At 63.1% G+C, this 26,150-nt stretch carries 20 protein-coding genes; 3 read left to right on the top strand and 17 right to left on the bottom strand.

The genetic code is table 11. The features are described from left to right. Nucleotides 1-120 precede the first annotated feature (120 nt). Nucleotides 121-1,119: a YihY/virulence factor BrkB family protein gene (locus I6E81_RS06395; protein WP_197106516.1), complete on the top strand. Its 999-nt coding sequence runs from the start codon at nucleotides 121-123 to the stop codon at nucleotides 1,117-1,119. Nucleotides 1,120-1,405: 286 nt separating this feature from the next. Continuing rightward, nucleotides 1,406-2,416 carry a M23 family metallopeptidase gene (locus I6E81_RS06390; protein ID WP_197106515.1) on the top strand — a complete coding sequence of 337 codons (1,011 nt, stop codon included), beginning with the start codon at nucleotides 1,406-1,408 and terminating at the stop codon, nucleotides 2,414-2,416. Nucleotides 2,417-2,557: 141 nt separating this feature from the next. On the opposite strand, the gene I6E81_RS06385 is transcribed toward I6E81_RS06390, so the two are convergent. From I6E81_RS06385 to I6E81_RS06320, 14 genes are all read right to left on the bottom strand, one after another. Beyond that, on the bottom strand, nucleotides 2,558-4,882 hold the full coding sequence (locus I6E81_RS06385; RefSeq protein WP_255529019.1) for a cation-translocating P-type ATPase: 2,325 nt from the start codon (nucleotides 4,880-4,882) through the stop codon (nucleotides 2,558-2,560). After that, complete coding sequence (locus I6E81_RS06380) at nucleotides 4,882-5,106, bottom strand: heavy-metal-associated domain-containing protein (RefSeq protein ID WP_197106514.1); 225 nt, start codon at nucleotides 5,104-5,106, stop codon at nucleotides 4,882-4,884. The genes I6E81_RS06385 and I6E81_RS06380 overlap by 1 nt, the downstream gene beginning before the upstream one ends. A gap of 61 nt (nucleotides 5,107-5,167) precedes the next feature. After that, complete coding sequence (locus tag I6E81_RS06375; RefSeq protein ID WP_197106513.1) at nucleotides 5,168-5,449, bottom strand: metal-sensitive transcriptional regulator; 282 nt, start codon at nucleotides 5,447-5,449, stop codon at nucleotides 5,168-5,170. A gap of 147 nt (nucleotides 5,450-5,596) precedes the next feature. Then, nucleotides 5,597-5,968 carry a hypothetical protein gene (locus tag I6E81_RS06370; RefSeq protein ID WP_197106512.1) on the bottom strand — a complete coding sequence of 124 codons (372 nt, stop codon included), beginning with the start codon at nucleotides 5,966-5,968 and terminating at the stop codon, nucleotides 5,597-5,599. A 103-nt stretch (nucleotides 5,969-6,071) separates the two neighbouring features. Beyond that, on the bottom strand, nucleotides 6,072-6,635 hold the full coding sequence (locus I6E81_RS06365) for a hypothetical protein (protein ID WP_197106511.1): 564 nt from the start codon (nucleotides 6,633-6,635) through the stop codon (nucleotides 6,072-6,074). A gap of 156 nt (nucleotides 6,636-6,791) precedes the next feature. Beyond that, entirely contained in the window at nucleotides 6,792-7,622 is an 831-nt protein-coding gene (locus I6E81_RS06360) for a hypothetical protein (protein WP_231603871.1), read from the bottom strand. A 175-nt stretch (nucleotides 7,623-7,797) separates the two neighbouring features. Next, entirely contained in the window at nucleotides 7,798-9,975 is a 2,178-nt protein-coding gene (locus I6E81_RS06355; protein ID WP_197106510.1) for an ATP-dependent DNA helicase RecQ, read from the bottom strand. 141 nt (nucleotides 9,976-10,116) lie between these two features. Beyond that, the gene (locus I6E81_RS06350) at nucleotides 10,117-10,884 is read right to left on the bottom strand and encodes a hypothetical protein (RefSeq protein WP_197106509.1); all 768 of its coding nucleotides are present in this window, start codon (nucleotides 10,882-10,884) and stop codon (nucleotides 10,117-10,119) included. Between the two features lie 170 nt (nucleotides 10,885-11,054). Continuing rightward, nucleotides 11,055-13,967, bottom strand: a complete 2,913-nt coding sequence (locus I6E81_RS06345; RefSeq protein ID WP_307784111.1) for a DEAD/DEAH box helicase — start codon at nucleotides 13,965-13,967, stop codon at nucleotides 11,055-11,057. Next, complete coding sequence (locus I6E81_RS06340) at nucleotides 13,967-14,365, bottom strand: (deoxy)nucleoside triphosphate pyrophosphohydrolase (RefSeq protein ID WP_197106507.1); 399 nt, start codon at nucleotides 14,363-14,365, stop codon at nucleotides 13,967-13,969. Before I6E81_RS06340 ends, I6E81_RS06345 begins: the two co-directional genes overlap by 1 nt. 128 nt (nucleotides 14,366-14,493) lie before the next feature. Continuing rightward, a complete protein-coding gene (locus I6E81_RS06335) occupies nucleotides 14,494-15,273 on the bottom strand; it encodes a DNA-formamidopyrimidine glycosylase family protein (protein ID WP_197106506.1) in 780 nt (259 codons plus the stop codon). After that, nucleotides 15,266-19,975 carry an ATP-dependent helicase gene (locus tag I6E81_RS06330; RefSeq protein WP_197106505.1) on the bottom strand — a complete coding sequence of 1,570 codons (4,710 nt, stop codon included), beginning with the start codon at nucleotides 19,973-19,975 and terminating at the stop codon, nucleotides 15,266-15,268. Before I6E81_RS06330 ends, I6E81_RS06335 begins: the two co-directional genes overlap by 8 nt. A gap of 142 nt (nucleotides 19,976-20,117) precedes the next feature. Continuing rightward, entirely contained in the window at nucleotides 20,118-20,741 is a 624-nt protein-coding gene (locus tag I6E81_RS06325; protein ID WP_197106504.1) for an alpha/beta hydrolase, read from the bottom strand. Nucleotides 20,742-20,764: 23 nt separating this feature from the next. Further along, nucleotides 20,765-21,643 carry a hypothetical protein gene (locus I6E81_RS06320; RefSeq protein ID WP_197106503.1) on the bottom strand — a complete coding sequence of 293 codons (879 nt, stop codon included), beginning with the start codon at nucleotides 21,641-21,643 and terminating at the stop codon, nucleotides 20,765-20,767. A 205-nt stretch (nucleotides 21,644-21,848) separates the two neighbouring features. Between I6E81_RS06320 and I6E81_RS06315 the strand changes: the two genes are divergently transcribed. Next, nucleotides 21,849-22,388, top strand: coding sequence for an NUDIX hydrolase family protein (locus I6E81_RS06315; RefSeq protein WP_197106502.1), 540 nt, complete (start codon nucleotides 21,849-21,851; stop codon nucleotides 22,386-22,388). A gap of 114 nt (nucleotides 22,389-22,502) precedes the next feature. Here I6E81_RS06315 and I6E81_RS06310 read toward each other — a convergent pair whose 3' ends face one another. The 3 genes from I6E81_RS06310 to I6E81_RS06300 form a co-directional block, all read right to left on the bottom strand. Then, on the bottom strand, nucleotides 22,503-24,161 hold the full coding sequence (locus I6E81_RS06310; protein ID WP_197106501.1) for a DEAD/DEAH box helicase: 1,659 nt from the start codon (nucleotides 24,159-24,161) through the stop codon (nucleotides 22,503-22,505). 297 nt (nucleotides 24,162-24,458) lie between these two features. Further along, nucleotides 24,459-25,061 carry a DUF1684 domain-containing protein gene (locus I6E81_RS06305; protein ID WP_197106500.1) on the bottom strand — a complete coding sequence of 201 codons (603 nt, stop codon included), beginning with the start codon at nucleotides 25,059-25,061 and terminating at the stop codon, nucleotides 24,459-24,461. A gap of 47 nt (nucleotides 25,062-25,108) precedes the next feature. Beyond that, nucleotides 25,109-26,104 carry a DNA topoisomerase IB gene (locus I6E81_RS06300; protein ID WP_197106499.1) on the bottom strand — a complete coding sequence of 332 codons (996 nt, stop codon included), beginning with the start codon at nucleotides 26,102-26,104 and terminating at the stop codon, nucleotides 25,109-25,111. Nucleotides 26,105-26,150: the final 46 nt, after the last annotated feature.

The following is a 26,150-nucleotide window of genomic DNA, read 5'->3' as shown; positions in this document are numbered from 1 at the left end:
CGCGGCGGCTAATGATCTGAGCCTAAACCCATCTCGGGGCATCCTCTAGAGTGCATGATCTGAAAGGAGCACCGCGGGGGTCGTGCGCCAGTTCCGTATCCTTCCGCTTAAACTGACCGGATGGGATCTTCCGATGCGACCAGCAAGCTCCGCAGTGCGCGCGGTGAGTGGTGGTACGCGTTCCGTCGTGCCTATCACGGCTTCATGCTGCACCGCGGAATCGATTCAGCAGCGACGCTCGCCTTCTTCTCGGCGCTCGCCACTCTGCCGGCCGCGCTGAGCGTCGTCTCTGTATTGGCGATCGCTGAGGGCAAAGATCAAGCCGCCGACACCGTGATTGATCTCGCCACCGAAGTGCTCAAACCGAGCACCGTCGAAGTCTTGAAAGAACCTCTCACGCAGCTGTTCTCCATTGGCAGCCCGGGAGTCGCGCTCACCGTCGGGCTCCTCTTGAGCGTCTGGTCACTGTCGAGCTATGCGACCGCCTTCGGCCGCGCCGCGAACAGCGTGTACGAGATTCAAGAGGGGCGCCGCTTCGTGAAGTTCCGCGGGCTCATGCTCGTGCTGTCGACCTTCTTGCTCGCCGCCTTCGCCGCCGTCGTTGTGCTGCTGCTGACCACCAGAAACGTGGCATCCGCCGTGGGCGAGGCGCTCGGTATCGGCGAGCCCTGGATTACCGTCTGGTCGGTGGGGCGCTGGCCGGTGCTCGCCGTCATCCTCACCATGATCATCGCGGTGCTCTACTACTACACGCCCAACGTGCGACACGAACGGATGCGGTGGGTGAGCACCGGAGCAATCTTTGCGATCGTGACGTGGGGTATCGCGACCGCGGGCTTCGGTTTCTACGCCTCCAACTTCGCGAGCTATGACCGTGTGTACGGCTGGCTCGGGGGAGCGCTTGCGCTGCTCATCTGGCTGTACATCAGCAACCTCGCGTTTGTCGCCGGCCTTGAAGTGGATGCCGAATTCACGCGGTTGCGTCAGTTGCTCGCCGGGGTCCCCGCCGAGAACACGGTTCAGTTGCCGCTGCGCGACACCTTCCGCAATCACGTGCTCGCCCGGCGCCAAGCGGAGGACGAGGCGCGGGGAATTGAGATTCGTAGCCGCGATCAGTAGCGCGCGACCGCGGCCACCAAGTGAGAGCGATAGGTGAAAGAGCTGTAGGTGGTCGCATCAAAATGGCGCGTCTAATACGCCATTCAGCGGCTTCGTCGTCTCGATCTCACTTTCGGGGGGCTTGAGGGGTTCTGCCTGATTTTGAGCGCATCTGACGCCGAATATATCAGGGGCAGAACACTTCGTCTATGGTCAATTTTTTCCTGTAAATCCGGGGTTCACGAATTTGAAACAACTTCTGTCTGAGTCATTGTCAAATTTCTGTAACTGTGTAAATCTTGCTCTCGTGACCCACGATTCGATAGAAAAACAGCCTCAAGCTGGACTCTCACGCCGCACCGCGCTCAGGCTCGCGGCCGTTGGTGCGGGAGTTCTAGCGACTGCCTCTTCGGTGGGATGGGACGTCTTGCCTGCAAGCGCCGCTGTCCTCTGGAACCATCCCTTCAAGGGAACTCGTGGTTCCATCAGTAGTGTCTATGGCTACTCCTCGGACTACGGTCCCGATTTCCATAAGGGAATCGATTACTCGCCTCCGTTCGCGGGAACCGACATCCATTCGGTCTCCTCCGGCACTGTGGTGGCACACACGCTTCCTTACTCGTGGGCGGGCAACGCTGTCGTTGTCCGGCACTCGAACGGTTGGCATAGTGCCTACTTCCACATGCAGACCGGGTCCATCGTGGTTTCCGTCGGACAAACGATCGCTGCCGGACAGAAGCTCGGCAAGATGGGCTCGACTGGCGAAGCTACAGGCGCCCATCTGCACGTAGAACTTTGGGCGGGGTCAAGCCGCTCAGCACACATCAATCCGTACGACTACATCCACAACGCACCGCTAGCTGGATCCACCGGCGCCCCTATTTCTGGAGATGACATGCCTACTGCTCTGAGCACCACTCGAACCACCGACGTAGCTTTGCAGACGCTTACCGCTGCTGTTGCGGATGGGCCGAACTGGCCTATCTTGCCTTACAAGAACTCGTCCAACACTGCTACCAACATTGCGGAGACCGATCGAAGCGCCACAATCTTCAGCTGCGTGGCTACCTTCTACATCAAGAACCTGCCTGCCGGGGAGACGGTCAGCATCCGCGGCACGCGCTGGAAGATCTCTGATGACTCCAAGTCCGGCCTCGCTGCCACGATGATCGTCGGCACCGGGGAACCACTCGTCAAGGGACAATACGTCTTCAACGTGGATATCAACCAGTCGACGCATCGTCTTGCTGTGCAGGCCTATGCATCGGTGCCCGGCGTGGTTGTCGACTATTGGGGAATTGCCGGACAGACCTGGTAACCACCTCGACACGCTCGCTGTCGCCTCGACTTTCGAGCGACAGAATGACGTTGAGTTGAAATCGAGAAGCCGCCCACATTCGATGTGGGCGGCTTCTTCGTTTAACACTTACAGAAGGCGGTAACGAATTCGCCGGTTGCTCTAGCGGGTCGACCGTGCACTGCCCTTGAACCCGCGCAACCGCAGGCTGTTCGTCACGACGAAGACCGACGAGAAGGCCATTGCCGCGCCCGCGATGAGCGGGTTGAGTAGACCGAGCATCGCGATGGGCAGGGCCGCCACGTTGTAGGCGAAAGCCCAGAACAGGTTGCCGCGGATGATCCCGAGGGTGCGCTTGGCGAGGCGAACCGCGTCGGCGACAACCATGAGGTCACCACTGACGACCGTGATGTCGCTGGCGGCGATCGCGGCATCGGTGCCGCCACCCATGGCTATGCCGAGGTCGGCGGCGGCCAGAGCGGCAGAGTCGTTCACTCCATCACCGACCATCGCCACAACCCGGCCTTCGGCCTGCAGCTGGCGGATGACGTCGAGCTTGCCCTGCGGAGTGATGCCGGCGTGCACGTCGGTGATTCCGACCGTTGCGGCGACGGATGCTGCAGCGCCGGCGTTGTCACCGGTGAGGAGCACAGGGCGCAAGCCGAGCCGTGTGAACTCGGCGATGGCGTCCGCACTGCTTGCCTTGATGGTGTCGCCGACAACCAGCACGCCTCGCGCTTGACCTGCCCACGCGATGAGCATTGCGGTCGACCCGGCGGCTTCGGCTTTCTCGACTAAGGCGCGGGCGGCATCCGACACCATCTGCTGGTGATCGGCGGTGAGCCACGAGGGTTTGCCGACGAACACCACGGTGCCGTCGATGGTCGCCTGAACGCCGGTGCCCGCATGGGCGGCGAAGTCTGTCGCAGCGGGCAGTTCGAGCGCGCGGTCGGTTGCCGCAGCGACAACCGCACGGCCAACTGGATGCTCCGAGCCAGCCTCGACGGCGGCGGCGCGAGCCAGCACGAGCTCCTCGTTTTCGCCTACGAGCACCTCGATCGAGCTGAGGCGCATTTCGCCGGTCGTGACGGTGCCGGTCTTGTCGAGAACGATGGTGTCGACCGAGCGGGTCTGTTCCAGAACCTGGGGGCCGCTGATCAGGATGCCGAGCTGCGATCCGCGACCGGTGCCCACGAGTAGGGCGGTCGGCGTTGCGAGGCCGAGGGCGCACGGGCACGCGATGACGAGGGTCGTGACGGCGGCAGTGAACGCGAGTTCGATGGGGCCGCCGGCGATCATCCAGCCGACGAAAGCCACGACAGCGAGGCCGAGCACGACCGGAACGAAGATCGCCGAAACACGATCGGCAAGACGCTGGATGTCGGCTTTGCCGGTTTGTGCTTCTTCGACCATGCGACCGAGGCGGGCCAGTTCGGTGTCGCGGCCGACGCGAGTGATTTCGATGACGAGTCGTCCGCCGACGTTGAGGGTGGCGCCGGTGACGCGATCGTCGGGGCCGACTTCGACGGGCACTGATTCGCCCGTGAGCATGCTCGCGTCGACGGCGGAGTTGCCTTCGATGACGAGTCCGTCGCTGGCGATCTTTTCGCCCGGGCGCACGACGACGTGGTCGCCGACGACGAGCGAGGACACGGCAACGCGCTGTTCGACACCACCGCGCAGAACGGCGGCATCCTTCGCGCCGAGCTCGAGCAGGGCACGAAGAGCAGCACCGGACTCACGGCTAGCGCGGGCCTCGATGTACTTGCCGAGCAGAATGAAGACGGTGACGGCGGCGGCAACTTCGAGGTAGATCTCGCTTGAGCCACCGTGGGGTGTTCCGAAGAATGTCATCGTCATGTGCATGCCGGCTTCGCCTGCGCCACCGAAGAAGAGGGCGTAGAGCGACCAGCCGAACGCCGCGATCACGCCGAGACTGATGAGGGTGTCCATGGTGGCGGCACCGTGGCGGAGGTTCACGGCCGCAGCGCGGTGGAACGGCCACGCACCCCACACGACGACCGGCGCGGTCAGCGTGAGGGCCAACCACTGCCAGTAGGTGAACTGCAGCGCTGGGATCATCGACATCAAGACGACGGGCACGGCCAGTGCGGTCGAGACGAGCAGGCGGTGCATCAATTGCGAAGCCCAGTCGTTGTCGCTGCTCGTGGAGTTAGCGTTGTCGTTCTCGTCACGCTCGTGAATGGGCGCCGGGATGATGGCGCTATACCCCGCAGCCTTCACGGTTTCTAGAAACTGCTCGGGATCCATGCCCTCAGGCGCGCGAACGCGAGCCTTCTCGGTGGCGTAGTTCACGGTCGCCTCGACGCCGGGGAGCTTGTTGAGCTTGCGCTCGATGCGGCCAGCGCAGGAGGCGCAGGTCATTCCGGTGATGTCGAGTTCGACATCCAGCAGGTTGACGGTGCTGGGTGCTGCGGTGGTGGCGGTGCCGTCGGTAGTTGTTGCGTTGTCGGATGCCGCGACCATTAGAGACTCTTCACGAACGTGTAGCCGGCCTCCTCGATTGCGGCGCTGACGGTGGCGTCGTCGAGAGGAGACTCAGACGTGACAGAAACGGTGGAGGGAAGGCCCGAGGCGAGGTCAACCGAGACCTCGGTGACGCCATCCACTTCAGAAAGCTCTTCGGTGACGCTGGAGACGCAGTGGCTGCAGGTCATTCCTTCGACCAGGTAATCGGCGGTGTGAGACATGGTTCTCCTTCGATTGCCGCAGGCGCGAGGCGCGGGCGGAAGTTGTTGTTAGGAACGAGTTCTAGGAACGAACGAGGCGCGCGATGGCGGCGCTCGCTTCGCGAAGTTTTTCGTCGGCGACAGGGCCGCCTTCACGGCTGGCTTCGGCGACGCAGTGGGTGAGGTGGTCATCAAGCAGCGCGAGCGCTACAGACTCGAGGGCCTTTGTGGCGGCCGACACCTGAGTGAGCACGTCGATGCAGTACGTGTCTTCTTCGATCATCCGATGGATGCCGCGAACTTGACCTTCTGCGCGACGAAGGCGCTTGAGCAGCACTTCTTTGTCTTCGACATAACCGACCATGATATTCCCTCCAACCGGATACCCCCAAGGGGTATTCCCATTAGACGCCTCTCGCAACGAGAAGTCAACCCGAAACCACGTGCGGCGCGAGCTGGCCCGCTGGCTGCGGTGGCGGTGGCGCGGCCGGGGCGCGAGCTGGCCCGGTGGCTAGGCTGCGAGCGCAGGCTGAGTGAGTGCCGACTCGAACGCGTCTACTGAGCCGGCCACGGCATCCAGCTCGCTGTTGTGAAGAACGGTGCTGATGCTGCCATCGTCGTGATGCGCGAGCACGATAGGCAATCCTGTGGTGGCGACGTGAGCGATCTCGGCGGGGGTGATTTCGTTGCGGTGTCGCACAGTGAAGGGCACGCCGAGCCGCGCGACCATGGCATCCCACTGGGGTTTGCGGCGAATAGGCGAGTGTGTGATGTCGCACAGCGAGCACGCGGCGGTGCCCAGCATGTGCCCGATCACGTAGCGGGTTTCGCCCCACACGCCGCCGTCTGCGTTGTAGATGCCGGTGTAACGGATGATCGCCATGATGCCTCCTCGCCCGGCACGGTGCCGGAACTCCTGTGTGAGGAGTTATTCGGAGACCTGGGCTGGTGCGTTTGGCGAGGCGGGTGTGTGCAGGCCGTGGGTGTCAGTCGGGAACGCTGAACGAACGCGCCCATCGCGCTTTTCTCAACAGGATCACCACGGAGACTACTGTCACGATCGTGATGGAGACGATGATCAGCACCACATTGGCATCGACCCAGGTCGCGAAGAATCGTGCAAAACCAGAGCTGAGGATGCCGCCGGTGCCGCCGTCGTAGAGGTAGGTGAGAAACAGGCTGTACGGGTAGCTGATCGCGGCCGCAATGATCATCGTCACGATGCCGATGCCCGCGGCGACGCCGAAGCCGTGCTGTTGAACGGGAAAGCGGTCGGAGGCGCGAGCGAAGAGCGAGAAGTCAATCAGAATCGCAAAGGGGGCGGTAGCGGCTCCCGCGGTTGGCGAGGCGAGGCCGAATATTGCGGCGAGTGCGGCAGCAAGGGGGATGGTGAGTAACGTGACGAGCACTCCGCGGCGAAAGCGGTACGGCCCGTCAGGCTCGAGGATTATGTTGCCGCGGCTGTGCTCAGCGGCAGCGATTTGGGCTTCGACTTCGAATACGCGCCCTTGAGCGTGGGCATAGTTGCCGGGGCCAGGGTTCTGATACATCTCTGACACTGTGATCACCTCGTGTGGCGCGGCGGGAGTTTCTCGCCGGGCACCTTTTCGCTAGCTCTGAGGATACCTAAGTATTTCTCCACAGTGGGCCTTTCACAGTGAGGATCTTGATGCCGCACCGGTTGCGTGGCTGTTTCCCGTGGATGGTTATCTTTCCGTTCGAAGACCTGACCATGCCCTAATCGCTTTGTGGGCGAGGTCGCTCACCCTCGACGAGAACCCCTTCGTGATTTCCTGTTCGTCGAGGGGTTTTCCGTTGAGGATGATGCCGGGGGATGAGGCATTGATGGTCATGACGTGATTGGCGAAACGATTGGCTGCATTCGCCGAGTTGGTGGCGGATGACGACAACGCTTGTCGCGACGTCTCGAAGCGGGTAGTGGCTGATGTTGCTGCAGCATTGGCTTTCGCGATGATGCTTTCGCGGTGCGCAGCGAGGGCTTTGGCGACGTTCATGACAATCACGAGGATGGCGACAACGGCGGTGACGGTAAGCGGAATGGCGACTTGTTCGGCCCGGGTCGGGAAAGGAAAATCGGCGCGCCCCGCGAGGATGTCCTCAATGATTCCGGTCGTGCCGCCGTTAGAAACGAAGCTGGTGTAGACGTCAGAGAGCAGGCCGGAGAGGGCTCCGAGAACGGTAGCGATGGTGCCAACGACGAGGGCGAACATGAAGTCACGGCCGCGTGTCACGGTCTGGCGAGAACCTAGGGCAAAGAGTTGAAAGGCCGTGAGCATTCCGAGGGCGCCGAAGATGGCTCCGATTCCGAATCCCAGCAGGCCAATAAGGATTGCGGCGGCGATTGCGAGGGGGATCGCGAACAGCGAGAGAAATGCTCCGAGGCCGAAGTTGTAGGGCGTGGTGTCGGAGGGAAGGGTGCGACCGTTGGTGTTCGCGGCGGAGATCATGGCGGCGGAGTGGCGTTCGAGCGAGCGCGCGTACTTGGCTGGGCTCTGCTGTGAGAAGAGACCTGACATCGTGGCGACCTCCGATCGCACCGCAACGGCTCCGTTGCTCGAGTTAACAGGATAGCTTTCTTACCGGTGAAGCGGCAGGGATCGTGCGAAGTCTCCTAGGGGCGCGGATGCCCAGTGTTGGGTTTACTGCACACGGTTAACGGTTGCGAGGCCCCGAGGGGTTCGCCGCCTGCGGTTATCCGCGCAGCGCGAGCGCGAACGGCAGCACCGCATCCGCCCCGGCTTCGCGGAGTGCTTTCGCAGCGATCGTGAGGGTCCAGCGGGAGTCGACAAGGTCATCAACGAGCAGGATCGGGCCGTGGGGCAGCGCGTTCCCCGCTTCGCCGCCGTCAGCTGTGCCACCAGCCCACTCGAACTGCCCCCACACGCTCGCGAGCCGGTAGGCGCTATTGCCGCCGGGTTCGCCGGTGGGCCCATCGCCGGTGGGCGAAAGTGCACCGAGGTAGGGCAGTTTGCCGGCGCTGGCGAGGGCTTCGGCGACGGATGCCACGAGTTGTGGTTTGCTGCGTGACGGCATCGAGACCACGGCGACGGGTCGCTCATCCCAGCCCCAATCGGCGAGCACCCGGACGCAGGCCGCAACGAGCGCGGGGCTCGCGGGCGCGTCGGGGGTGCCGGGGGCGAAGAGGGTGCGCAGGGTGCCGCCCCAGCCGAGGTCGGTGAGGCGGGCGAGGGCGCGACCTTCGGTGGCGCGCAGGTCGGGGTTGATGCGTCCGCGCACGGGAACGCCGAGCTTGTCGGCTCCGGTGGGCCATTGCGCGCGGGGCTCGATGGGCACGCCGACTTTGTCGAGGGTGGCGGTGGCGCGGGTGGTGGCATCCGTGCTGATGTCGGTGGGATACCAGATGCCGGCGCAGTTGTCGCAGCGGCCGCAGGGCGTGGCGGTGTCGTCGTCGAGGGCGCGTTGCAGGTATTCCATGCGGCAGCCTTCGGTGCCGGCGGGCAGTCGTTCGTAGTCGAGCATGTGTTGTTGTTCGGCGCGGCGGGCGGCGGTGACTCCGGCGTAGCGTTCGGCGTCGTAGCTCCAGGCTTGGCCGGTGGCGGTCCAGCCGCCTTGCACGCGCGCGACAGCGCCATCCACGTCGAGCACTTTCAGCAGTAGCTCGAGCGGGGTGCGGCGCAGGTTCACGCGCGCTTCGAGCGCAGGGGTGGAGACGGGCCCGGCCCCAGAGCTGGCGGCGGCAGTCAGTTCGGCGATCACGAGTTCGGCGTTGGCCTGGTCGGGCATGGATGCGGTGGCGAAGTACTCCCAGATGTCTTCGTCTTCGCGGCCCGGCATCAGCAGCACGTCGGCGTTGTCGGTGGCGCGACCGGCACGCCCGACTTGTTGGTAGTAGGCGACGGGGGAGGAAGGGGCGCCGAGGTGCACGACGAAGCCGAGGTCGGGTTTGTCGAAGCCCATGCCGAGCGCGCTGGTGGCGACGAGCGCTTTCACGGTGTTGTTCTTGAGCGCCTGTTCGGACTCTTCGCGCTCTTGCGGGTCGGTTTTGCCGGTGTAGGCGCGCACATCCATGCCACTGTCGCGCAGCAGCCGCGCGGTGTCTTCGGCGGCCGAAACGGTGAGCGTGTAGATGATGCCGCTGCCGGGCAGTTCGGCAAGGTGGCTCAGCAGCCAGCCGAGGCGAGCTCGGGCATCCGGCAGTCTCAGAACGCCCAGGCGAAGGGATGCTCGCGCAAGGGGGCCACGGATGGTGACGACTTCGGTGCCGCCCGTGGCGGTGTTGTCGGCGCTGTCGATGCTGCCCGTTTCGAGTTGGGCGGCGATGTCGGCGACGACGCGGGAGTTGGCGGTGGCGGTGGTGGCGAGCACGGGGACGCCGTCGGGCATGGTGGCGATGAGTTCGCGCAGGCGGCGGTAGTCGGGGCGAAAGTCGTGGCCCCAGTCGCTGATGCAGTGCGCTTCGTCGACGACGAGCATCCCGATGCGGTTGATAAGTGCGGGCAGTTGGTTGTCGCGAAAGCTCGGGTTGTTGAGGCGTTCAGGGGAGACGAGCAGCACGTCGACTTCATCGTTGGCGAGCTGCTGCTGAACCTCAGCCCATTCGTGCGGGTTGGTGGAGTTGATGGCGACGGCCCGAACTCCGGCTCGGGATGCCGCGGCAATCTGATCCCGCATGAGCGCCAGCAGTGGTGACACGAGCACGGTAGGGCCCGCACCTCGTCGGCGCATGAGCAGCGTGGAAACGAAGTAGACGGCGGACTTTCCCCACCCGGTGCGCTGCACGACCAGCGCGCGGCGACGCCCATCGACGAGCGTCTCGATCGCCTCAAACTGCCCCTCATGAAAATCGGCAGTCTCATTGCCGACAAGCGTGCGAAGAACGGCCAGGGCATCGGTGCGGGTATCTGTCACGTGGCTAGTGTGGCAGGGGGTGCTGACTTTCTGGTGCGGGGCGTGGGGCTCCGCTTCCTAGGTCGGCAGACCATTTCGGTTCAGTGATGCGTTACTTTGCCGACTTTTGAAGTTCGACCGCAACTTGATCTATCGTCCTTCCTACCGCGCTCGAGCGAGCTTCTCGGTGCTTTTTTGGAGTTCTTTTTCCGCGCGCGCATTGGCGCTCTCGATACTCGTAAATTCCCGAAGCTGATTTAGGCGCGTTACCAAACTGGCCTGCTTGGCTCTCGATCCCTCGATTATCTGGCTTGCTTCTTCTCGCCGCTCCCGTAGCGAAGCAATAGCGGCCGTTCGTTCGTCGATCTGAGATTGAATCAACGCCACCCTCTCCTGGTCAAGATCCGCGGTTTCCTCCGATAGATCTACCCACCTAGTCTTCAAAGTTTCCTGATCATCTACGGCTCGATCAATCTGGGCAACTAGTTGTTCAGCGCTTTCTTCCAGCTCCTGAGCTTTTGCCGTGCGTTTCTTGCTGACCTTCTCGGCGAACCAAGTCAGCGGAGTCAGCGCAACCGCAGTCGCGATTTCAATTGAAGGGTTTACTGCAATCATGTAGATATGCACGAGCGGGTAGCCGACCACAACCGCCATAACTACTACGAGAAAAGCTAGCGACTGAGTCACATCGGCGTGGTCGAAACTGAGATTTACAATCGCTAGAAGACCTTTGGCTTCGAGATAGACGAGTGTCGCGCCACCAGCAGCCACAATCATGCCCTGCAAGGCCATCAGCCATTTATGCTTCATAGTCCACAATGACGCGATTAGGCGCGCTTCAAAAATATAGGCGACAGCGATCACTGGGACGATAGTCACAAACGGCACCCAGAATTGGCTTACGAGTCGCAAGGATTCTTCATCAGTCACAACGAGCAGACTACTGGCACCCCTACTCGAAGTAAGAACCTACACAGTTTGCCGCTGTTCGGGCCAACAGTGAGTGCGCAACCGCGTGCCAACAGTGGCGCGTGTTAGCGCCAAATATTGAGTGCAGGCTAAGTACTTTGAGCGTCACAAAGACTTTTCTAGACGAGCGGCTAATCCGTCAAGTTCGTGTGGAAGTAATCGAAGAGGCCAGCGGGGATCGGCTTCTCGAATCGCAGGTGCATTCGCACGACTGAGAGTTCTTTACCGGCTGCGCTGGGCATCGTAGTTTGCTCAGCCTCCTGCGCTGTTGCTTGCCCAAGGTAGTAGTGGCCAGGTCCGTCTGCATCGCTCTTTTTGGAGAACACGTGGATGTCGACAGCATTGTCCACAATCTGGCGAACTTCGTGTGTGTTCAAATTGGTTTTGCTTCGCGTGTACCAAAGCATCGTGTGGGCATCGAGCAGTTCGTCCTCGTAGGCAGTGCTTTCAGCTACTTCATCCGACTTGTCAAGTGTCACGAAGACAGGGCACGTCTTCGTGTCCGAATCCACCCTGTAGCCGAAGATCGTGGCGTACATGTTGCTTCGCCAATTGAGAAGTCGGCTTGCGTCTTTACGCGAGTACTGACTGCCAGGGGTGAACGCCGATGCGAGGGAGTAGCGGTCAGCCGTCAGTATCAGACCGGCATCAATGACGTCATCAAGGGCCGCTCGAAACGCGGCTGACGTTTGGTATGCATCCGCGAATTCCGGGCTCAAGGCGGTGACCCCAAATTCATCTTCTATCGCAGGGCTCGCGCACTTGAAATTCTTCACTTCATCGGCAGTGTTGAACTCAAGCGTGAGACTTCGGAGAACGCTTTTAAACAGTTTGCGGTCGGATTGGATCCCTGCGGCAGCGAGCGTGGCCGATGCCGACTCTTCGTCCAGGCTGCCGTCCGTGAGAAGCTTCCGAAGGAGAAGCAGTTCGTGGGGCCGCTTGGCAGTGAGTAGCTCTTTGGATATCAGGGTGAGAGCCCGCGACTCTTGCTCTGATAGAGGGCTCTCGGCGACCTTCAGTTTTTCCAGCAGCGTGGGATAGTTCCCCAGCCTTGTCGCTAGAACAACAGGGTCGACTGACTCGAATTTCAAGAAGTCCGTGAGGAGCGGAATGCGGCCCACGCGTCTCCGCACAGTTTCGATCGCACCTTTGAGGTTCTGAAAGCTATCCAGCTTGACCTTGGCCAGAGATTCAAGAACCCGCGTCTGCGATATTCGGTCGAAGCGCACGCTAGACAGGCCCGCGAGTACTCCCGCCTCTTCGGCGACGATAAGGTTCTTGCGAATTGACTCCTTGTTGAGCGAATCGTCGCCAAATAGCGCGATCGGAATGAGGAAGTTGTTTTTGTAGTTTCCGATGAAGTCGATGACTACGAGATAGTCCTTGCCCTCAACTTTCCGAAGACCGCGCCCCAGTTGCTGGACAAACACAATGCTCGATTGGGTGTGGCGGAGCATGATGATCTGGTTCACCGTGGGGATGTCGACACCTTCGTTGAAAATGTCTACGGTGAGCACGTAGTCGAGTTCTCCCGCTTCAAGGCGTTCGACAACGGCTTCGCGCTCCTCGATTGAGTCTTGACCGGTCAGTGCCACGGTGCGCAATCGCTCACCGCGAAGACTTCGGCCGTTGAGCTCGAACGAGAGCGCGTGCGCTTCCTCTTTCCGGCTGCAGAAGATGAGCCCTCGCGGTTGCACTCCTGCTTGGCCGTACGTCTCGATTGATTTCAGAATGTGGTCGATACGTTCAGACGTAACAAGTCGTGAAAGCGGCGTTGCCTCGGTCGTCGTGAAGCCGTCATCGAAGGTCATGTCGGCCACACCGTAGTAGTGGAACGGTGCCAGCATGTCTAGTTCGAGCGCTGTGTTGAGTCTGATCTCGTAGGGGACGTTGTAGTCGAACAGCTCAAAAATATTCTGGCCGTCGGTGCGCTCAGGCGTGGCGGTCATCCCTAATAGGAACTTGGGATCAAAGTGCTCAAGCACATTCGTGAAACTCGTCGCCCCAGCGCGATGCACTTCGTCAATCAAGATGTAGTCGAAAGCCGCAGGGTCCAGACTGTCGAGAACGTCCTGCCGCGACAGCGTCTGCACGGTGGCGAAAACATAGCGCTTGTCGGGCTCACGCTCGTTGCCGGTGATCTTTCCAAAGTCTGCTCTGGGCGCACCGAGCACTTTCTGGAACTCGGTGATGGCTCTGTCGAGGATCTGCTCACGGTGGGCAACGAAGAGTAGGCGTTGCGGATTGACAGCGCGAACATCCAAAGCAGAAAGAATCGTCTTTCCTGTGCCGGTCGCGGAGATAACGAGGGCTCGGTCCTTCTGAGCCGCACGCACGGTAGCTATCGCGCTGAGAGCATCGACCTGCATGACATTCGGAGTGATCGCCCCGACTGTCTCTGGCTCATCGGGCGCTGGGGTCGACCGTCGTCCGCCTCGCGGGCGCAGCGCCGGAGGTCGGTAGTGGGCGGCGTAGTCGTCGATCCAGTCTTGAGTGAGAGGCGTTGAGTTGAATAGCTCATCGTCAAGAAGGTTGGTGAATTGTTCGGCGAGGTCACTATCGCGGGTAGCTGAGACCCGGAGGTTCCATTCGTGGTTCTTCGCTAGAGCGGTCTCAGTCAGATTCGAACTACCGAGAATTGCAGTGACGCCACTCGGCTGTTGAAAGACATAGCCCTTCGGATGGAACGCAGTCTCGTTGTGGATGCGAACATCGATTCCGAGCTCTTTGAGATTGAGCAGTTCCGAAAATGCGTGGGGCGTGTTGAAACCGAGATAGTCGGAGGTGATGATTCGCCCGACACCTTCGAAATCGATCAGTTCCTGTTTGAGCAATGCGATTGCACGCGGCGAGACGAAAGCCACCGAAAACGCGAAAGAGGTGGCGCGCTGCAGTTCAGTTCGCAGCGCCCGCAGCATTGAGTCGTTCTCTGTGTTGAGAACCAGATGAGGGTGAAGTCTTCGCGGAGCGTGAACGGTCTTGTCGACGTACCCAAATTCGACATCTCGGCCAAAGGGCTCGAGTTCGCGAAGGTCGGTTGCCACTAGGCGCTCGCCGCCTTCTGAATCAGCTCGACCGCCGGGATATCGGCAGGCGCCCATTCGAGCGAACTCAGGTCAGCAGGCGCGAGCCAGCGAACCTCCGCGTGTTCGGTCAGCACCGGGGTGCCGGAGAGTAGCTCGCAGTAGAACGTCGTCAGTACGACGGTTCCGAAGTCGTACTCGTGAGTCGTCGTGGTGATCAGCTTGCCCACGGCCACCTCGCACTCGAGTTCTTCGGTGATCTCCCGTGCGAGTGCATCGCGGGGAGTCTCGCCGGCTTCGATCTTGCCGCCAGGGAACTCCCACATCCCAGCCAATGCCCCATGGGTTCCGCGCTGGGCGCAGAGAACGAGGCCTTCGCGCACGATGACGGCACCGACGACGTTGATCTGTTTCTTCACTGATGATCTCTCTCGGGACGTCCGCAGCGGCACCTGGTTGGCTTTCGAAGCAGGATCAACCTGCTCGCTTCAGCCTATTGGCGAGACCAGGCTGCGCGGAGTGCGACACTGCCCGCGGCCGAGCGCCGTCACTTCTGGCAGCTCGGGCACCACCACATGTAGCGGGTGTCGGTGGGGCCGGTGCCGAGTTGGTCTGACTCGATGCGGGTGCCGCACCGCAGACACGCTTCCCCGCGCCGTCCGTGCACCCAGTAGCGGGGTTTGCCGCGCGGCAGACCCGTGAGATTGCGGATCGGGCGGTCCTTGTTCACCATGATCGCCTTGAAAGCGAGCGCGACGAGGCGCTTCGGGTCGGCGATCTCGCCGATGGGGGTGTGCGGGCGAACACCGCGCAGAAAGCTCAACTCGTTCGCGAAAACGTTGCCGAGGCCGGCGAGGTTCCGCTGATCGAGTAGCGCGAGCGCAACCGGACGCGCTGGGTCTGACAGCAGGTTCGCCAACGCAAGTTCGGCATCCCAATCAGACCCGAGAAGGTCAGGGCCCAGGTGGCCCACAATGCTGTCTTCGGATGCCGTGGGCACCACTTCAAGCAGCCCCAGTTCGAAACCTACCGCGGTCTTCGTTGCCGTGCTCAGCACACCGCGAGCCAAGTAGGACGGCTTGCGCCACCGCTCGCCGGCGCCGTATATCTGCCAGACGCCCTCCATCTTGAGGTGGCTGTGGATGGTGAGGTCGCCTACCCGAATCAGCAGGTGCTTGCCGCGCGGCACAACACTCGTGACGGTCTGGCCGCTGAGGTCGAGCGTCGCAAACGCGGGGACCCGAAAGTCGGTGCGGGTGAGCACTTGGTGGTCGAGCGCTGCCCGCAGTTTCGCTGCCGCCTTATAGACGGAATCACCCTCAGGCACGCAGCCTCAACCCCTGCGGTGTCGCGACAAATCCGGCCTCCACGAGCGCTTTGCCCACCGGGGTGCCGACGGCAAAATCACCGTTGACCTTCTCGATGCGAAGCTTCGGCAATGTTCCCCGCAGGGTGCTCGTGAGTGAACGCGTTGCGGCATCCACAACGGCGGGTTCCAGATCGAAGGCCAGCAGCGACTTGCCACCACGTTCTAGGTAGAGCGTCAGATGCCCATCGACCATCACGACGATGGCTCCTGCCTTGCGGCCGGGGCGATGCTTCTTAGGGGTGTCGGCGGCAGGCTTAGCTGGAGCAGGATCAAGGTTCTCGTCAGAAGGGTCGGCAGCGTCTGCGCCGTCACCGCTAGCATCCGCGCCACCCAACCCCGGCCACCCCAGAGCAGCCCCGTAGGGGTTGGCGGGGTCGGTCGCGGCGAGAGTGATCGCCAGAAGTTGGGGCGCAGCATCCGGATCCCGAGTGAATCCACGCAGGCGGTCAACGGTAGCTCCGGTCGCGAACTGCGCGGCACCGAGCCCCTCGATGAAGTAGCCGCGGCGGGCGCGACCGGTCTCTTCGAAGCCGCTCAGCACGCGGTACGTCAGGGCGAAGCCACCACGGATGCCTTCGCTCACGACCGCGCCGCGCGTGACGACAGCGTGCCGTTCGAGCATCAATTCGGCGGTCGACTTGGCGCGCACCGTCGTCTCACCCTCGGCAGTTTCGAGCAGCGCCCACCGGCCGGACGCACTCGGTGGCCCTGCCTGCGCGACCGTCGAGACGCGTCCGCGATAGGCGCGAGCCCGTGCCGGACGCGGTGCCCGAGTGGCCCGCACCGTGCCTCCGAGATGCGCGCGCAGGGGCGCGAAGCTGTCATTCGTGATGAGCGAGCGCCACACCAAATCCCACAGTTCCTTCAGCAGCACCTTGTCATCCGTGCTGCCCACCTGATTCGACAGTTGCCTAAAGAAGAACGCACCGCCACCGGCCAGCGCCTCCAGAATGCTCTGCTGCAACTCGCTCAGCCCATCGCGATCAGGCTCCGGCAACGTCAGCGCTGCGGTCGCGGCGGGGTGCAAACTGATCCAGCCATCGCTACCCGCCAGCGCACCCTGCCCGGCCCACACCACTTCGCCCGACGTCGTCAGCTCGTCGAGCCAGGCGGGCGAATAGTCGCGCACGCGCGAACCCAGAATGAAGTTCTCCCACGCGGATGCCGGGGCTGAGTACCCAGCCAGCTGGTCGATCACTTGGGCCAAGCCATCAATTCCGCGCAGCGAGTCACCGGCAGCGGACACGTGTTGCCAGGCGGGCAGGAACCGACCAAGCGTTGCGTGGGACACCGGCTCGACCTCTTGCCGTAACGCCGCAAGTGAGCGACTGCGTAGGCGACGGAGCACATCCACCGAACACCATTCGGTGCCGCTCGCGCCGGGCCGGAACTCGCCATCGACCACGCGGCGGTCGGCCGCGAGGCGACGCAGGGTGTCCTGGACGACGGCTATTCCGAGACCGAAGCGGGCCGCGCCATCCGCCAGCGTGAAGGGTCCGTGGGTGCGGGCATAGCGACTCACGAGGTCGCCGACCGGGTCGTCGACGGGCTCGATGAACGCGGCGGGCACGCCTATCGGCAGCGGAACTCCGAGCGCATCGCGCAGTCGCGCCGAGTCTTCGATGCCGGCCCAGCGACGTTCGCCCGCAATGGTCACTTCGAGTACGCGGTTCGCTTTCGCGAGCCCGGCGAGGTCGGTGGCGAGGGCTGCACCGGTCACGAGCGAACGTGCCTCGATCTCGGCAACGGTTTGCGGGCCAAGCACGCGCAGCAGATCGACGATGCCTTCAGCATCTCGAGCGTGCCGCTCTGGCACCAGTCGCTGCAGCTCGTTCTCGGTCTGGGCGATGACGTCGGGGTCGAGTAGTTCGCGTAGTTCGGCACGGCCGAGAAGCTCGGCGAGCAGCGCCGGGTCAAGCGAGAGAGCAGCAGCGCGACGCTCAGCCAGCGGCGAATCGCCCTCGTATACGAAAGCGGCCATATAGCCGAACAGCAGGCTACGCGCGAACGGCGACGGCACATCCGTTTCGGTCTCCATCACGCGGATGCCGCGGCTGGCGATGCGCTTTGTCAGCGCGGTGAGCGCCGGCAGGTCGTACACGTCTTGCAGCACTTCGCGCACGGTCTCGAGCACTATCGGAAAGCTCGGGTATTTGCGCGCCACATCCAGCAGTTGCGAGGCCCGCTGGCGTTGTTGCCACAGGGGTGAACGCTTGCCGGGGTCGCGGCGCGGTAACAATAGCGCGCGGGCAGCGCACTCCCTAAAGCGCGCGGCGAACAACGCGGAGCCGCCCACTTCTTCCGTGACGATCTGTTCGAGCTCGTCAGCGTCGAACACAAAGAGGTCGGCACCGGGCGGCGCGGCATCGGTGTCGGGGATGCGCACGACGATGCCATCGTCACCGGCCATGGCCGCGCCATCCACGCCCAGCTGTTCGCGGATGCGCGCCGTAATCGCCAACGCCCACGGCGCGTGTACGGGCATGCCGTACGGGGAATGCAAGATCACGCGCCAGTCGCCCAGCTCATCGCGGAAGCGTTCGACGACGAGCGTGGTGTCGCTCGGCACGTGACCGGTGGATGCCTTCTGCTCGGTCACGAGAGCGATCAAGTTCGTGACGGCGTGCTCATCGAGCCCAATCGACTCGGCGCGAGCGCGCGCATCGTCAGCGGATGCCGTAGCAATTTCCTTAGTGAACGCCCCGATGGCTTCGCCCAGCTCTGCCGGGCGGCCCAGACCATCACCCTTCCAGAACGGAACGCGGCCGGGCTGGCCGAAGGCGGGGGAGACGAGTACTTGGTCGTGGGTGATGTCTTCGATGCGCCAGCTCGTGGTGCCGAGGGCGAAGATGTCGCCGACGCGTGATTCGTAGACCATCTCTTCGTCGAGTTCACCCACGCGACGGCCGGGAGCACCCGCTTCGCCGCCGATCATGAAGACGCCGAAGAGGCCGCGGTCGGGGATGGTGCCGCCCGAGGTGACGGCGAGGCGTTGGGAGCCGGGCCGACCGCTGAGGGTGCCGGCCACGCGATCCCACACCACGCGGGGACGCAGCTCGGAGAATTCGTCGCTCGGGTAGAGGCCGCTCAGCAGGTCGAGGGTCGCGTCGAAAGCGCTGCGCGGCAGAGTCGAGAAGGGTGCGCTGCGGCGCACGGTGTCGAACCACTCTTCGATGTCGATCTCGTCGAGAGCCACGGCGGCGACGGTCTGCTGCGCGAGCACGTCGAGCGGGTTTGTCGGAACCGAGAGGGCTTCGATCTGCCCGCTGCGCATCCGCTCCACCGCGACGGACGTATGGATGAGGTCGGTGCGGTGTTTCGGAAACAGCATGCCCTTGGAGATTTCCCCGACCTGATGCCCGGCTCGCCCGATGCGCTGTAGCCCACTCGCAACCGACGGCGGCGACTCGACCTGGATGACAAGATCGACGGCACCCATATCGATACCGAGCTCGAGAGAACTCGTGGCAACAACGCAGCGCAGCACGCCCGTTTTGAGGTCGTCTTCGATGATCGCGCGCTGGTCCTTGCTGACCGAGCCGTGATGCGCACGCGCGAGCAGCGGGGCAGCGCCCATCGTGGATCCGCCCTGCGCCATCATTTGGGCGGGCGGCTTCCACGGTTGCTGCGGGGCGGCGTAGGCGGCGGCATCCGCACTGGCTTGGGAACCCGCGAGGACCTCGGCACCGTCGACGCTGCCGTCGCTCATCCGCTCGTCATAGATCTCGTTGAGACGGGCGGTCAACCGTTCGGCCAACCTCCGCGAATTCGCAAACACAATCGTCGACCGGTGCTCGAGAATCGCATCGACAATGCGCTCTTCAACGTGCGGCCAGAGGGATGCAGCTGACTCAGGCGTCGCCTCGTCGTCGCTACCATCCCCGCCGCTGGCTTTGCCGCGCGCGGAGGCCACGGTGCCGGGGATGGTCATGTCGGGAACGGGAACAACGACGCTCAGCTCGAACGTTTTCGCCGAGGGCGGGTGCACGATCGTGACGGGGGCGCGTCCGCCCAGGAACCGAGCAACTTCTTCGATGGGGCGCACGGTGGCGGAGAGGCCGATGCGCTGCACGGGTTTCGCGAGCAGGGCATCCAACCGCTCAAGGGACAGCGCAAGGTGGGCGCCGCGCTTGGTGGCGGCGACCGCGTGAACTTCGTCGATGATGACGGTGTCGACGTTCTTGAGGGTCTCGCGGGCCGCCGAGGTGAGCATCAAATACAGCGACTCAGGGGTGGTGATGAGGATGTCGGGAGGGAGCCTTGCGAGCAGGCGGCGGTCTTGCGCGGTGGTGTCTCCGGAGCGCACGCCCACGGTGATGTCGGTCTCGCCGAGCCCGAGCCGGCGAGCGGTTTGGGTGACGCCGACGAGTGGTGCGCGAAGGTTGCGCTCGACGTCAACGCCGAGAGCTTTCAGCGGCGAAATGTAGAGCACGCGAGTGCGCTGTTTCGGGTTGGCCGGGGGAGGGCTCGACGCAAGTTGGTCGATCGCCCACAGGAAAGCAGCGAGCGTCTTGCCCGAACCGGTAGGCGCAACGACGAGGGCATTGGCTCCGGAGGAGACAGCATCCCAGGCACCGAGTTGCGCCGGGGTGGCAGCATCGAACGCGCCCTGGAACCACTCTCGGGTGGCGGGCGAAAATTTGCCGAGCACGTCGCTCATTGTTCTATCTTCGCCGCAACCCCTGACAGTGCCCTACGGATTTCGCCGAAGGCGTGCAGCGGGCGTGCGGCGGGTTCGCCAACTCGTTACGCGTGCGTGCTCACCAAGACCGCACCACAGGCGCGGTCTTGGCGCCAAGCCGTTACGCGTGCGTGTGCAGAAAGCTCACGAAGTCGTTGAGTTCGTCGGTCGAGATCGCGTGCGCGAGTCCCTCATAAATGCGGGTTTCGGCGCGCGTGTGGTCAACAAGCCACTCTTCGGTGCGCTCGATTGCGGCGGTCGGGATGACGGGGTCGTCGGTGCCTCGGCCCCAAAACACGGGCGGGCGGATGCTCGCGAGCTTCGCATCTGCGGGGTGCTCGGCACTGGCCACGAACCCGGAGAGTGCGACGGCACAGCTGAAGCGTTCCGGGGCGAGTCGCAAGAGTTGGAGCGACATGGCTGCCCCTTGCGAGAAACCGATGAGGCTCACACTCGTGTACTGCTGGGCATCAAGCCATTCGAGCACGGCGTTGGCTGCGTCATCCACGCCAGAAACCTGGGGGAGGCCGCCACCGCTGAGATCGATCGGAAACCACGAGAACCCACCGCTCTCGGGGAGCGGCGCTCGCAGCGAGGCGATCACGGGGCCGAGCGGCAGGGCGGGAGCCAGCGCAAACAGATCGCCCTCGTGAGACCCATACCCGTGCAACAACACGATGAGCGGACGACCGGCCCGTTCGCGTTCGGGGGCCGACCAGAGCACTGCGGAGGAATCGATCTGCATGGCACCAAGCCTACGCGGCGCGGCTAGGGGAGAACTATCACAGCGAGGGCGCTCGAGAAGAGTTCAAACTTTGAGTCGAACGTCTCGAACGCAGCAGTGTTACACGTCAGCGTGGCGACAAGTTCGCTCTCCGAACTTGGCATCGATCGCGCCGCAATCGCTGTTGTCGTGGGCACCCCATCGGCATCGGTCTGTTCGAGAGTTGCCGTGGCGAATTCCATTGTGGAGTCGCTGTTCGCGGCCGCGACGGGGAGGTCCGTGGTGCCCATAGGGCTTCGAACCGACAAGTTCGGATTCCTTGCTGTGAAATCCCTAAGCTCCTGATCGACCAGCGCATAGGAAGCATTGTCGTCTCCTAAAGAGTCGGGGTTGGGAAAAGCTGTGCGCTGCGAAGTAATGAGCTGACATCCGGTGGCCTCGTCATGAAAGATATTGGTGCCATCGTGACCGACGGTGAGTGGCAGCCATGTCGACTCAAGAGCGAGCGTCCACACGGGTTGACCATCGAAAACCGCTTGTCCGTCAAGTGGAAGTCGGTTTGACGGGTCGACCGAGTCGACCGGATCCGCGGTGGCACTCGGCGTCGACTCCGAGCTGCTCCCGAGGCTGCAGTACCCGTCGGCATAACAGATCAGAGCACTCGTCGCCTGGCTAACCAGAACGTTGGCAACGAGCGCTGCGCCCATACCTGAAATCAACATGAACGGGATTACGATGACGAGCGCCCAAGCCCACCACGGCCAACGGCGGCGGGCTGCCGGCGCTGCACTGACGGCTGCAGGATCGGTCTGTTCCCGTAGCGGTGTAACGGAGGGCTCAGATTCCTGCACATCAGACGCCGGCAGTTCCCCGCTCGACGACTCAGCACTCGACGGCTCAGAGGAGGGGTTTTTCTCGGTCATGGTTCCCTTTCGCGTGACAGGCAAGTGCCTGAGACCTGAACGTTAATTCGAGGGCTGTTGCCTCCGGCTTCGGAGCGCACTAGCTGTGCACTGCGCGAATGAAAGTGGGATTGTGGACGACTAGTCACAGGCCCGGGCAGCCCGCCGCGGCATCCGCCCCGCCTTGGAGTGCACGCCAAACCCGCACGATGGGTGACAATGGAGCATGAGCTCCGTCGGCACACCAGATCCCAACTCGTCTTGGCTTTCAGATGAGGAGCTTGCGGAGACCCGCCGGCGACTGCCGCTGATCTATGTTGAGGCTGTTCCGGTGCGTGTGGATGGGCTGGGTCGCGTCACGGAGGTCGGCACTTTGGTGCGCGGCAACGATGGTGAGATCACCCGTACTCTCGTGTCTGGCCGTGTCATGTTTGGCGAGACGTTGCGCGACGCCCTGTTCCGTCATCTGGAAAAGGATCTTGGCCCGATGGCCTTCCCGCTTTTGCCAGCGAGCCCGACCCCGTTCATGGTCGCTGAATACTTCCCGTGGCCCGGCGAAAGCCAGTTCACGGATCCCCGCCAGCACGCTGTCTCGATGGCCTACGTCGTTCCCGTTACGGGCACCTGCGAGCCGCGTCAGGATGCGCTTGAGCTCACTTGGCTGAGCCCGTCCGCAGCGGTCTCCGACGACGTCACCGCCGACATGGAAGGCGGCCGCGGAGCACTCTTGCGCGCAGCCCTCGCTTCCGTCGGCGTTCTGCCGTAACTCGCGAACCCCACCACCCGTTAAACGCCGAAGGGCGACGAACCCCAACCCAGCATTGCGGGGTGAGATTCGCCGCCCTCAGACGGTAAAACTGTGTTGCGCTGGGCCTCAGCCTTAGCGCCCGCTGCTCGAAGCACGACGGTTGGGTCGCACTACCTGGCCAACGCGAACGGGTCCGCTTCCGGCCTGAGCGCGGCCCTTGCCGCCACGCGGACGCGTGGGGGCTTCAGCCTGCTGCTGGCGCGGCTGCTGAGTCGAACGCTGTTCGCTTGAGCCTGAACCGGCAACGACGGCGCCACGGCCGGAGCCCTGACGATCGTTACGCTGCTGGCCGCCACGAGCGCCATCGCGAGCGCCATCACGGGCCTGGCCATCGCGAGCGGCACCGTTACGGCCACCACGAGAGTTGCCTCCGTTGCCGCCACGACCACCGGCTCCACCACGGCCGCCCTCACGGGCTCCGTCGCGTTCGCCTTCGTAGAATCCGGCTTCGCCGTCACGACGTGAACGCTTGCGCTGGGCGTTTGCACCCTGCGAGCGTCCACCCTGTGACTGGCCACGGGCGGGGACTGCTGCGCGAGGCGCAGGCTTGACGTATTCGGCTACTTCGCCGGTCAGGGCCACTACGGCTTCTGACTTGGCGTTGACGTGCTGCGGGGTCACCGTGATGGCGGCCTTACGCAACAGCGCTGCGGTGTCTTTGCGCTGGGTCGGAAGAACGATTGTGACAACGTCGCCCTCTTCACCAGCACGAGCGGTACGGCCACTGCGGTGCAGGTATGCCTTGTGCTCGGCGGGCGGGTCAACGTGGATGACCAGCTCAATGTTGTCGACGTGCACGCCTCGCGCTGCAACGTCGGTAGCGACAAGCACCTTCACGTCGCCAGCGGAGAACGCGGCGAGGTTACGGTCACGGGCAACCTGCGAGAGGTTTCCGTGCAGGTCAACGGCGGGGATTCCGGCATCCGTCAACTGGCGTGCCAGCTTCTTGGCGTGGTGCTTGGTGCGCATGAAGAGGATGCGGCGGCCGGTGCCCGAAGCAAGCTTCTCGATGAGAACGCGCTTGGATTCGACGCTCTCAGTCTCGAAGACGTGGTGGGTCATGGCGGAGACGTGTGAGTTTGCTTCGTCAACCGAGTGCAGTACCTCGTTGTGAAGGAAGCGGCGAACCAGCTTGTCTACACCGTTGTCGAGGGTGGCGCTGAACAGCATCCGCTGTCCATCGCTGGGGGTCTTGTCGAGGATGCGGGTGACGACGGGCAAGAAGCCAAGGTCGGCCATGTGGTCGGCCTCGTCAAGCACAGTGATCTCGACGGCGTCGAGGTTCACGAAGCCCTGCTTCATGAGGTCTTCGAGGCGACCGGGGCAAGCAACGACGATGTCGACGCCGGCCTTGAGGGCAGCGACCTGGCGGTTCTGGCTGACGCCACCGAAGATCGTGGTGGTGTTCAGGCCATACGCGGCAGCAAGAGGTTCGATCACAGCAGAGATTTGCGTGGCGAGCTCACGGGTTGGTGCGAGCACGAGACCCAGCGGGCGACCCGGGCGACGCTTGCCACCGGAAAGCTTGCCGCCGAGGCGAGCAACCATCGGAAGGGAGAAGGCGAGGGTCTTGCCCGAGCCAGTCTTTCCGCGGCCGAGAACGTCGCGACCGTTGAGGGTGTCAGGCAGGGTGTCGAGCTGGATGGGGAACGGCGTGGTCTTGCCGTCAGCTGCAAGGGCTGCAACCAGCGGGGCGGGTACGCCGAGCGAGCTAAAAGTTTGTTCAGTCAAAGTAATGGTGCCTTTCAGGCATAAGTAACAGATGGGCGTTACACCGGAGGCACACGGGCACAGTTCGAATTGAACGTGGCAGTGCTGATCTACACCGACCCAATCAGGCGTTTCGCACGGGTGCGGCACACAGGTCAGATCTCGAACTTTCGTTCGGCGCGGATTACTCCAGTTCGCCGGAGAAAGTTTTCTACGAGCCGCACGTTTCTGATTGACGTGGGCGAGAAGAGGGAAGCGTTCTACGACGCAGGGAAACACAATTGTTTCGCAAGTAACCCCAGCGTAGCAGTTATGCCCCTAGTGGCGCTCGCCTACCGGCACTTGCCCAGCCAGAGTGTTGCCGGCCTGCGCGAGCGGGCAGGCCCACGCCGGGTCATAGGCGCACGACGGGTTGTACGCAAAGTTGAAGTCGAGCACGAGTGACTCTGGCGTGCTCCCCGGTCCGAGATCGGCGCCCTTGACGGTGTCGAGAAGGTAGCGGCCACCACCGTAGGTGCCGCCCTTCACGCGAGAGAGAGCATCCTTCACGGGGATGAAGATTCCGCCGCCATAGGACGCCAAGCGCCACACATCGAGCGAGCCAACCGAATCAATCTCGACCGTGCCCAGCAGGTCGAACGGCACCACGCCATCCGTTCCCGTTTCCACGTTCATGCGGCGACCGTCACCCGGAACAATGGATGCCTCGAAACGCCAGTCGGGATTGTACGACTCAAACGGCAGCCCCTTAAAGCCGCGCAGGTCCTCCGGCAATAGCGGCGAAGCTGGATGCGTGGCAAACATCTCATCTCGTCCCGCACGCCAGTCGGCGTGGGCGCTCGCGGCATCCGGGTTCTCACGGATAGCGGCGTAGAGAGCAAAGTTGCGGCGGCGCCAGTCGGCTACTTCAAGAGCGGTCATAGATTCAGGCTAACCCTCGCAGCCGACAGCGAGCTTGATGTCGGCCGCTACTTAGTGCGCGTCAGCAGTGCCCGCACTTCACTCTCTGCGGATGCCAACCGCTGCGGATCGATTGTCTCGCCGGCCGAGAACAGGTCAACGATGCGCGGGTCAACGTAACTCTTCTTCGCGATGGCGGGGGTATTGCCGAGCACGTCGGCAGCGGCTTCCATCGCCTCACGGATTGCGCGCGATCGCGCCCGCTGGCTCCGTTTCGGCACCGGGACCTCAGCGGCAGCCGCGCTCACTGCCAAGCTCGATGCCGCCGCAATAGTGCCGCGCAGTGTACGAAAGTCCTTGGCCGTGAAGTCACCATCGGTGCGCTCGCGAACGTAGTCATTGATGTCTGCAGCGGTCAGAGACCGGCGCTCGCGGCCTTCCCGCCAGGAGAGAACCGACGCATCGGGAGCGCTGCGAAGCCGACGCCGAATGAATTCGGCGAGGTCGGCATCCACAATTTCACTTTCCCACTGCTGACCGCTCTTGGCGGGAAAGCAGAGCTGCACGCGGTCACCGACGACGGTGACGTGGTCGCACAGCAGAGTGGAGAGGCCGTGGCTGCCGTGCTCTTCGGCGTAGCGTTCGCTGCCAACCCGCAAGGAGCCGGTGTCGAGCATCCGGAAGGCGGCAGCGAGAGTGCGCTGGCGGGGATCGTCGCTCGAGCGCAGAGTGCGAGTGACGACACCGCGGGCGCCGGGCAAGACCGCCGCCAGTTCGAGGGCGCGATCGAACTTCACGCGATCTTGACGCTCACGCCAGGCGGGGTGATAGATGTACTGGCGGCGGCCCGCTTCGTCGAAGCCGGTGGCGAGAACATGGCCGTTCTCGTACGGGCAAATCCACACGTCGGTCCAGGCTGGCGGGATGCCGAGGGAGGCGAAACGTTCCTTGAGATCGGCCTCGGTTACCGTTGCGCCATCAGGGTCGCGGTAGCTAAACCCTCGCCCTGATCGCACACGCGAATAGCCGCGCCCTGTTGTATTGCTCCGCCGCAGTCGAGGCACCGCGTGTTCCTTTCGCGCCCACGATTCGGCTCACGCCGACGGCTGA

It is taken from the genome of Salinibacterium sp. NG22 (assembly GCF_015864925.1).
Classification (GTDB): Bacteria; Actinomycetota; Actinomycetes; order Actinomycetales; family Microbacteriaceae; genus Rhodoglobus.
The sequence above is the reverse complement of the archived record's forward strand: the minus strand, read 5'-3'. Positions and strand labels throughout refer to the sequence as shown.

Excerpts from the sequence above, each read along its gene's own strand:
- I6E81_RS06375 (WP_197106513.1), bottom strand. The coding sequence starts at position 5,449 with ATGGTCGGTTATGTCGAAGACAAAGAAGTGCTGCTCAAGCGCCTTCGT.
- I6E81_RS06330 (WP_197106505.1), bottom strand. The coding sequence starts at position 19,975 with ATGAGCGACGTGCTCGGCAAATTTTCGCCCGCCACCCGAGAGTGGTTC.
- I6E81_RS06395 (WP_197106516.1), top strand. The coding sequence starts at position 121 with ATGGGATCTTCCGATGCGACCAGCAAGCTCCGCAGTGCGCGCGGTGAG.
- I6E81_RS06360 (WP_231603871.1), bottom strand. The coding sequence starts at position 7,622 with ATGTCAGGTCTCTTCTCACAGCAGAGCCCAGCCAAGTACGCGCGCTCG.
- I6E81_RS06325 (WP_197106504.1), bottom strand. The coding sequence starts at position 20,741 with ATGCAGATCGATTCCTCCGCAGTGCTCTGGTCGGCCCCCGAACGCGAA.
- I6E81_RS06385 (WP_255529019.1), bottom strand. The coding sequence starts at position 4,882 with ATGGTCGCGGCATCCGACAACGCAACAACTACCGACGGCACCGCCACC.
- I6E81_RS06380 (WP_197106514.1), bottom strand. The coding sequence starts at position 5,106 with ATGTCTCACACCGCCGATTACCTGGTCGAAGGAATGACCTGCAGCCAC.
- I6E81_RS06315 (WP_197106502.1), top strand. The coding sequence starts at position 21,849 with ATGAGCTCCGTCGGCACACCAGATCCCAACTCGTCTTGGCTTTCAGAT.
- I6E81_RS06320 (WP_197106503.1), bottom strand. The coding sequence starts at position 21,643 with ATGACCGAGAAAAACCCCTCCTCTGAGCCGTCGAGTGCTGAGTCGTCG.
- I6E81_RS06365 (WP_197106511.1), bottom strand. The coding sequence starts at position 6,635 with ATGTATCAGAACCCTGGCCCCGGCAACTATGCCCACGCTCAAGGGCGC.
- I6E81_RS06370 (WP_197106512.1), bottom strand. The coding sequence starts at position 5,968 with ATGGCGATCATCCGTTACACCGGCATCTACAACGCAGACGGCGGCGTG.
- I6E81_RS06305 (WP_197106500.1), bottom strand. The coding sequence starts at position 25,061 with ATGACCGCTCTTGAAGTAGCCGACTGGCGCCGCCGCAACTTTGCTCTC.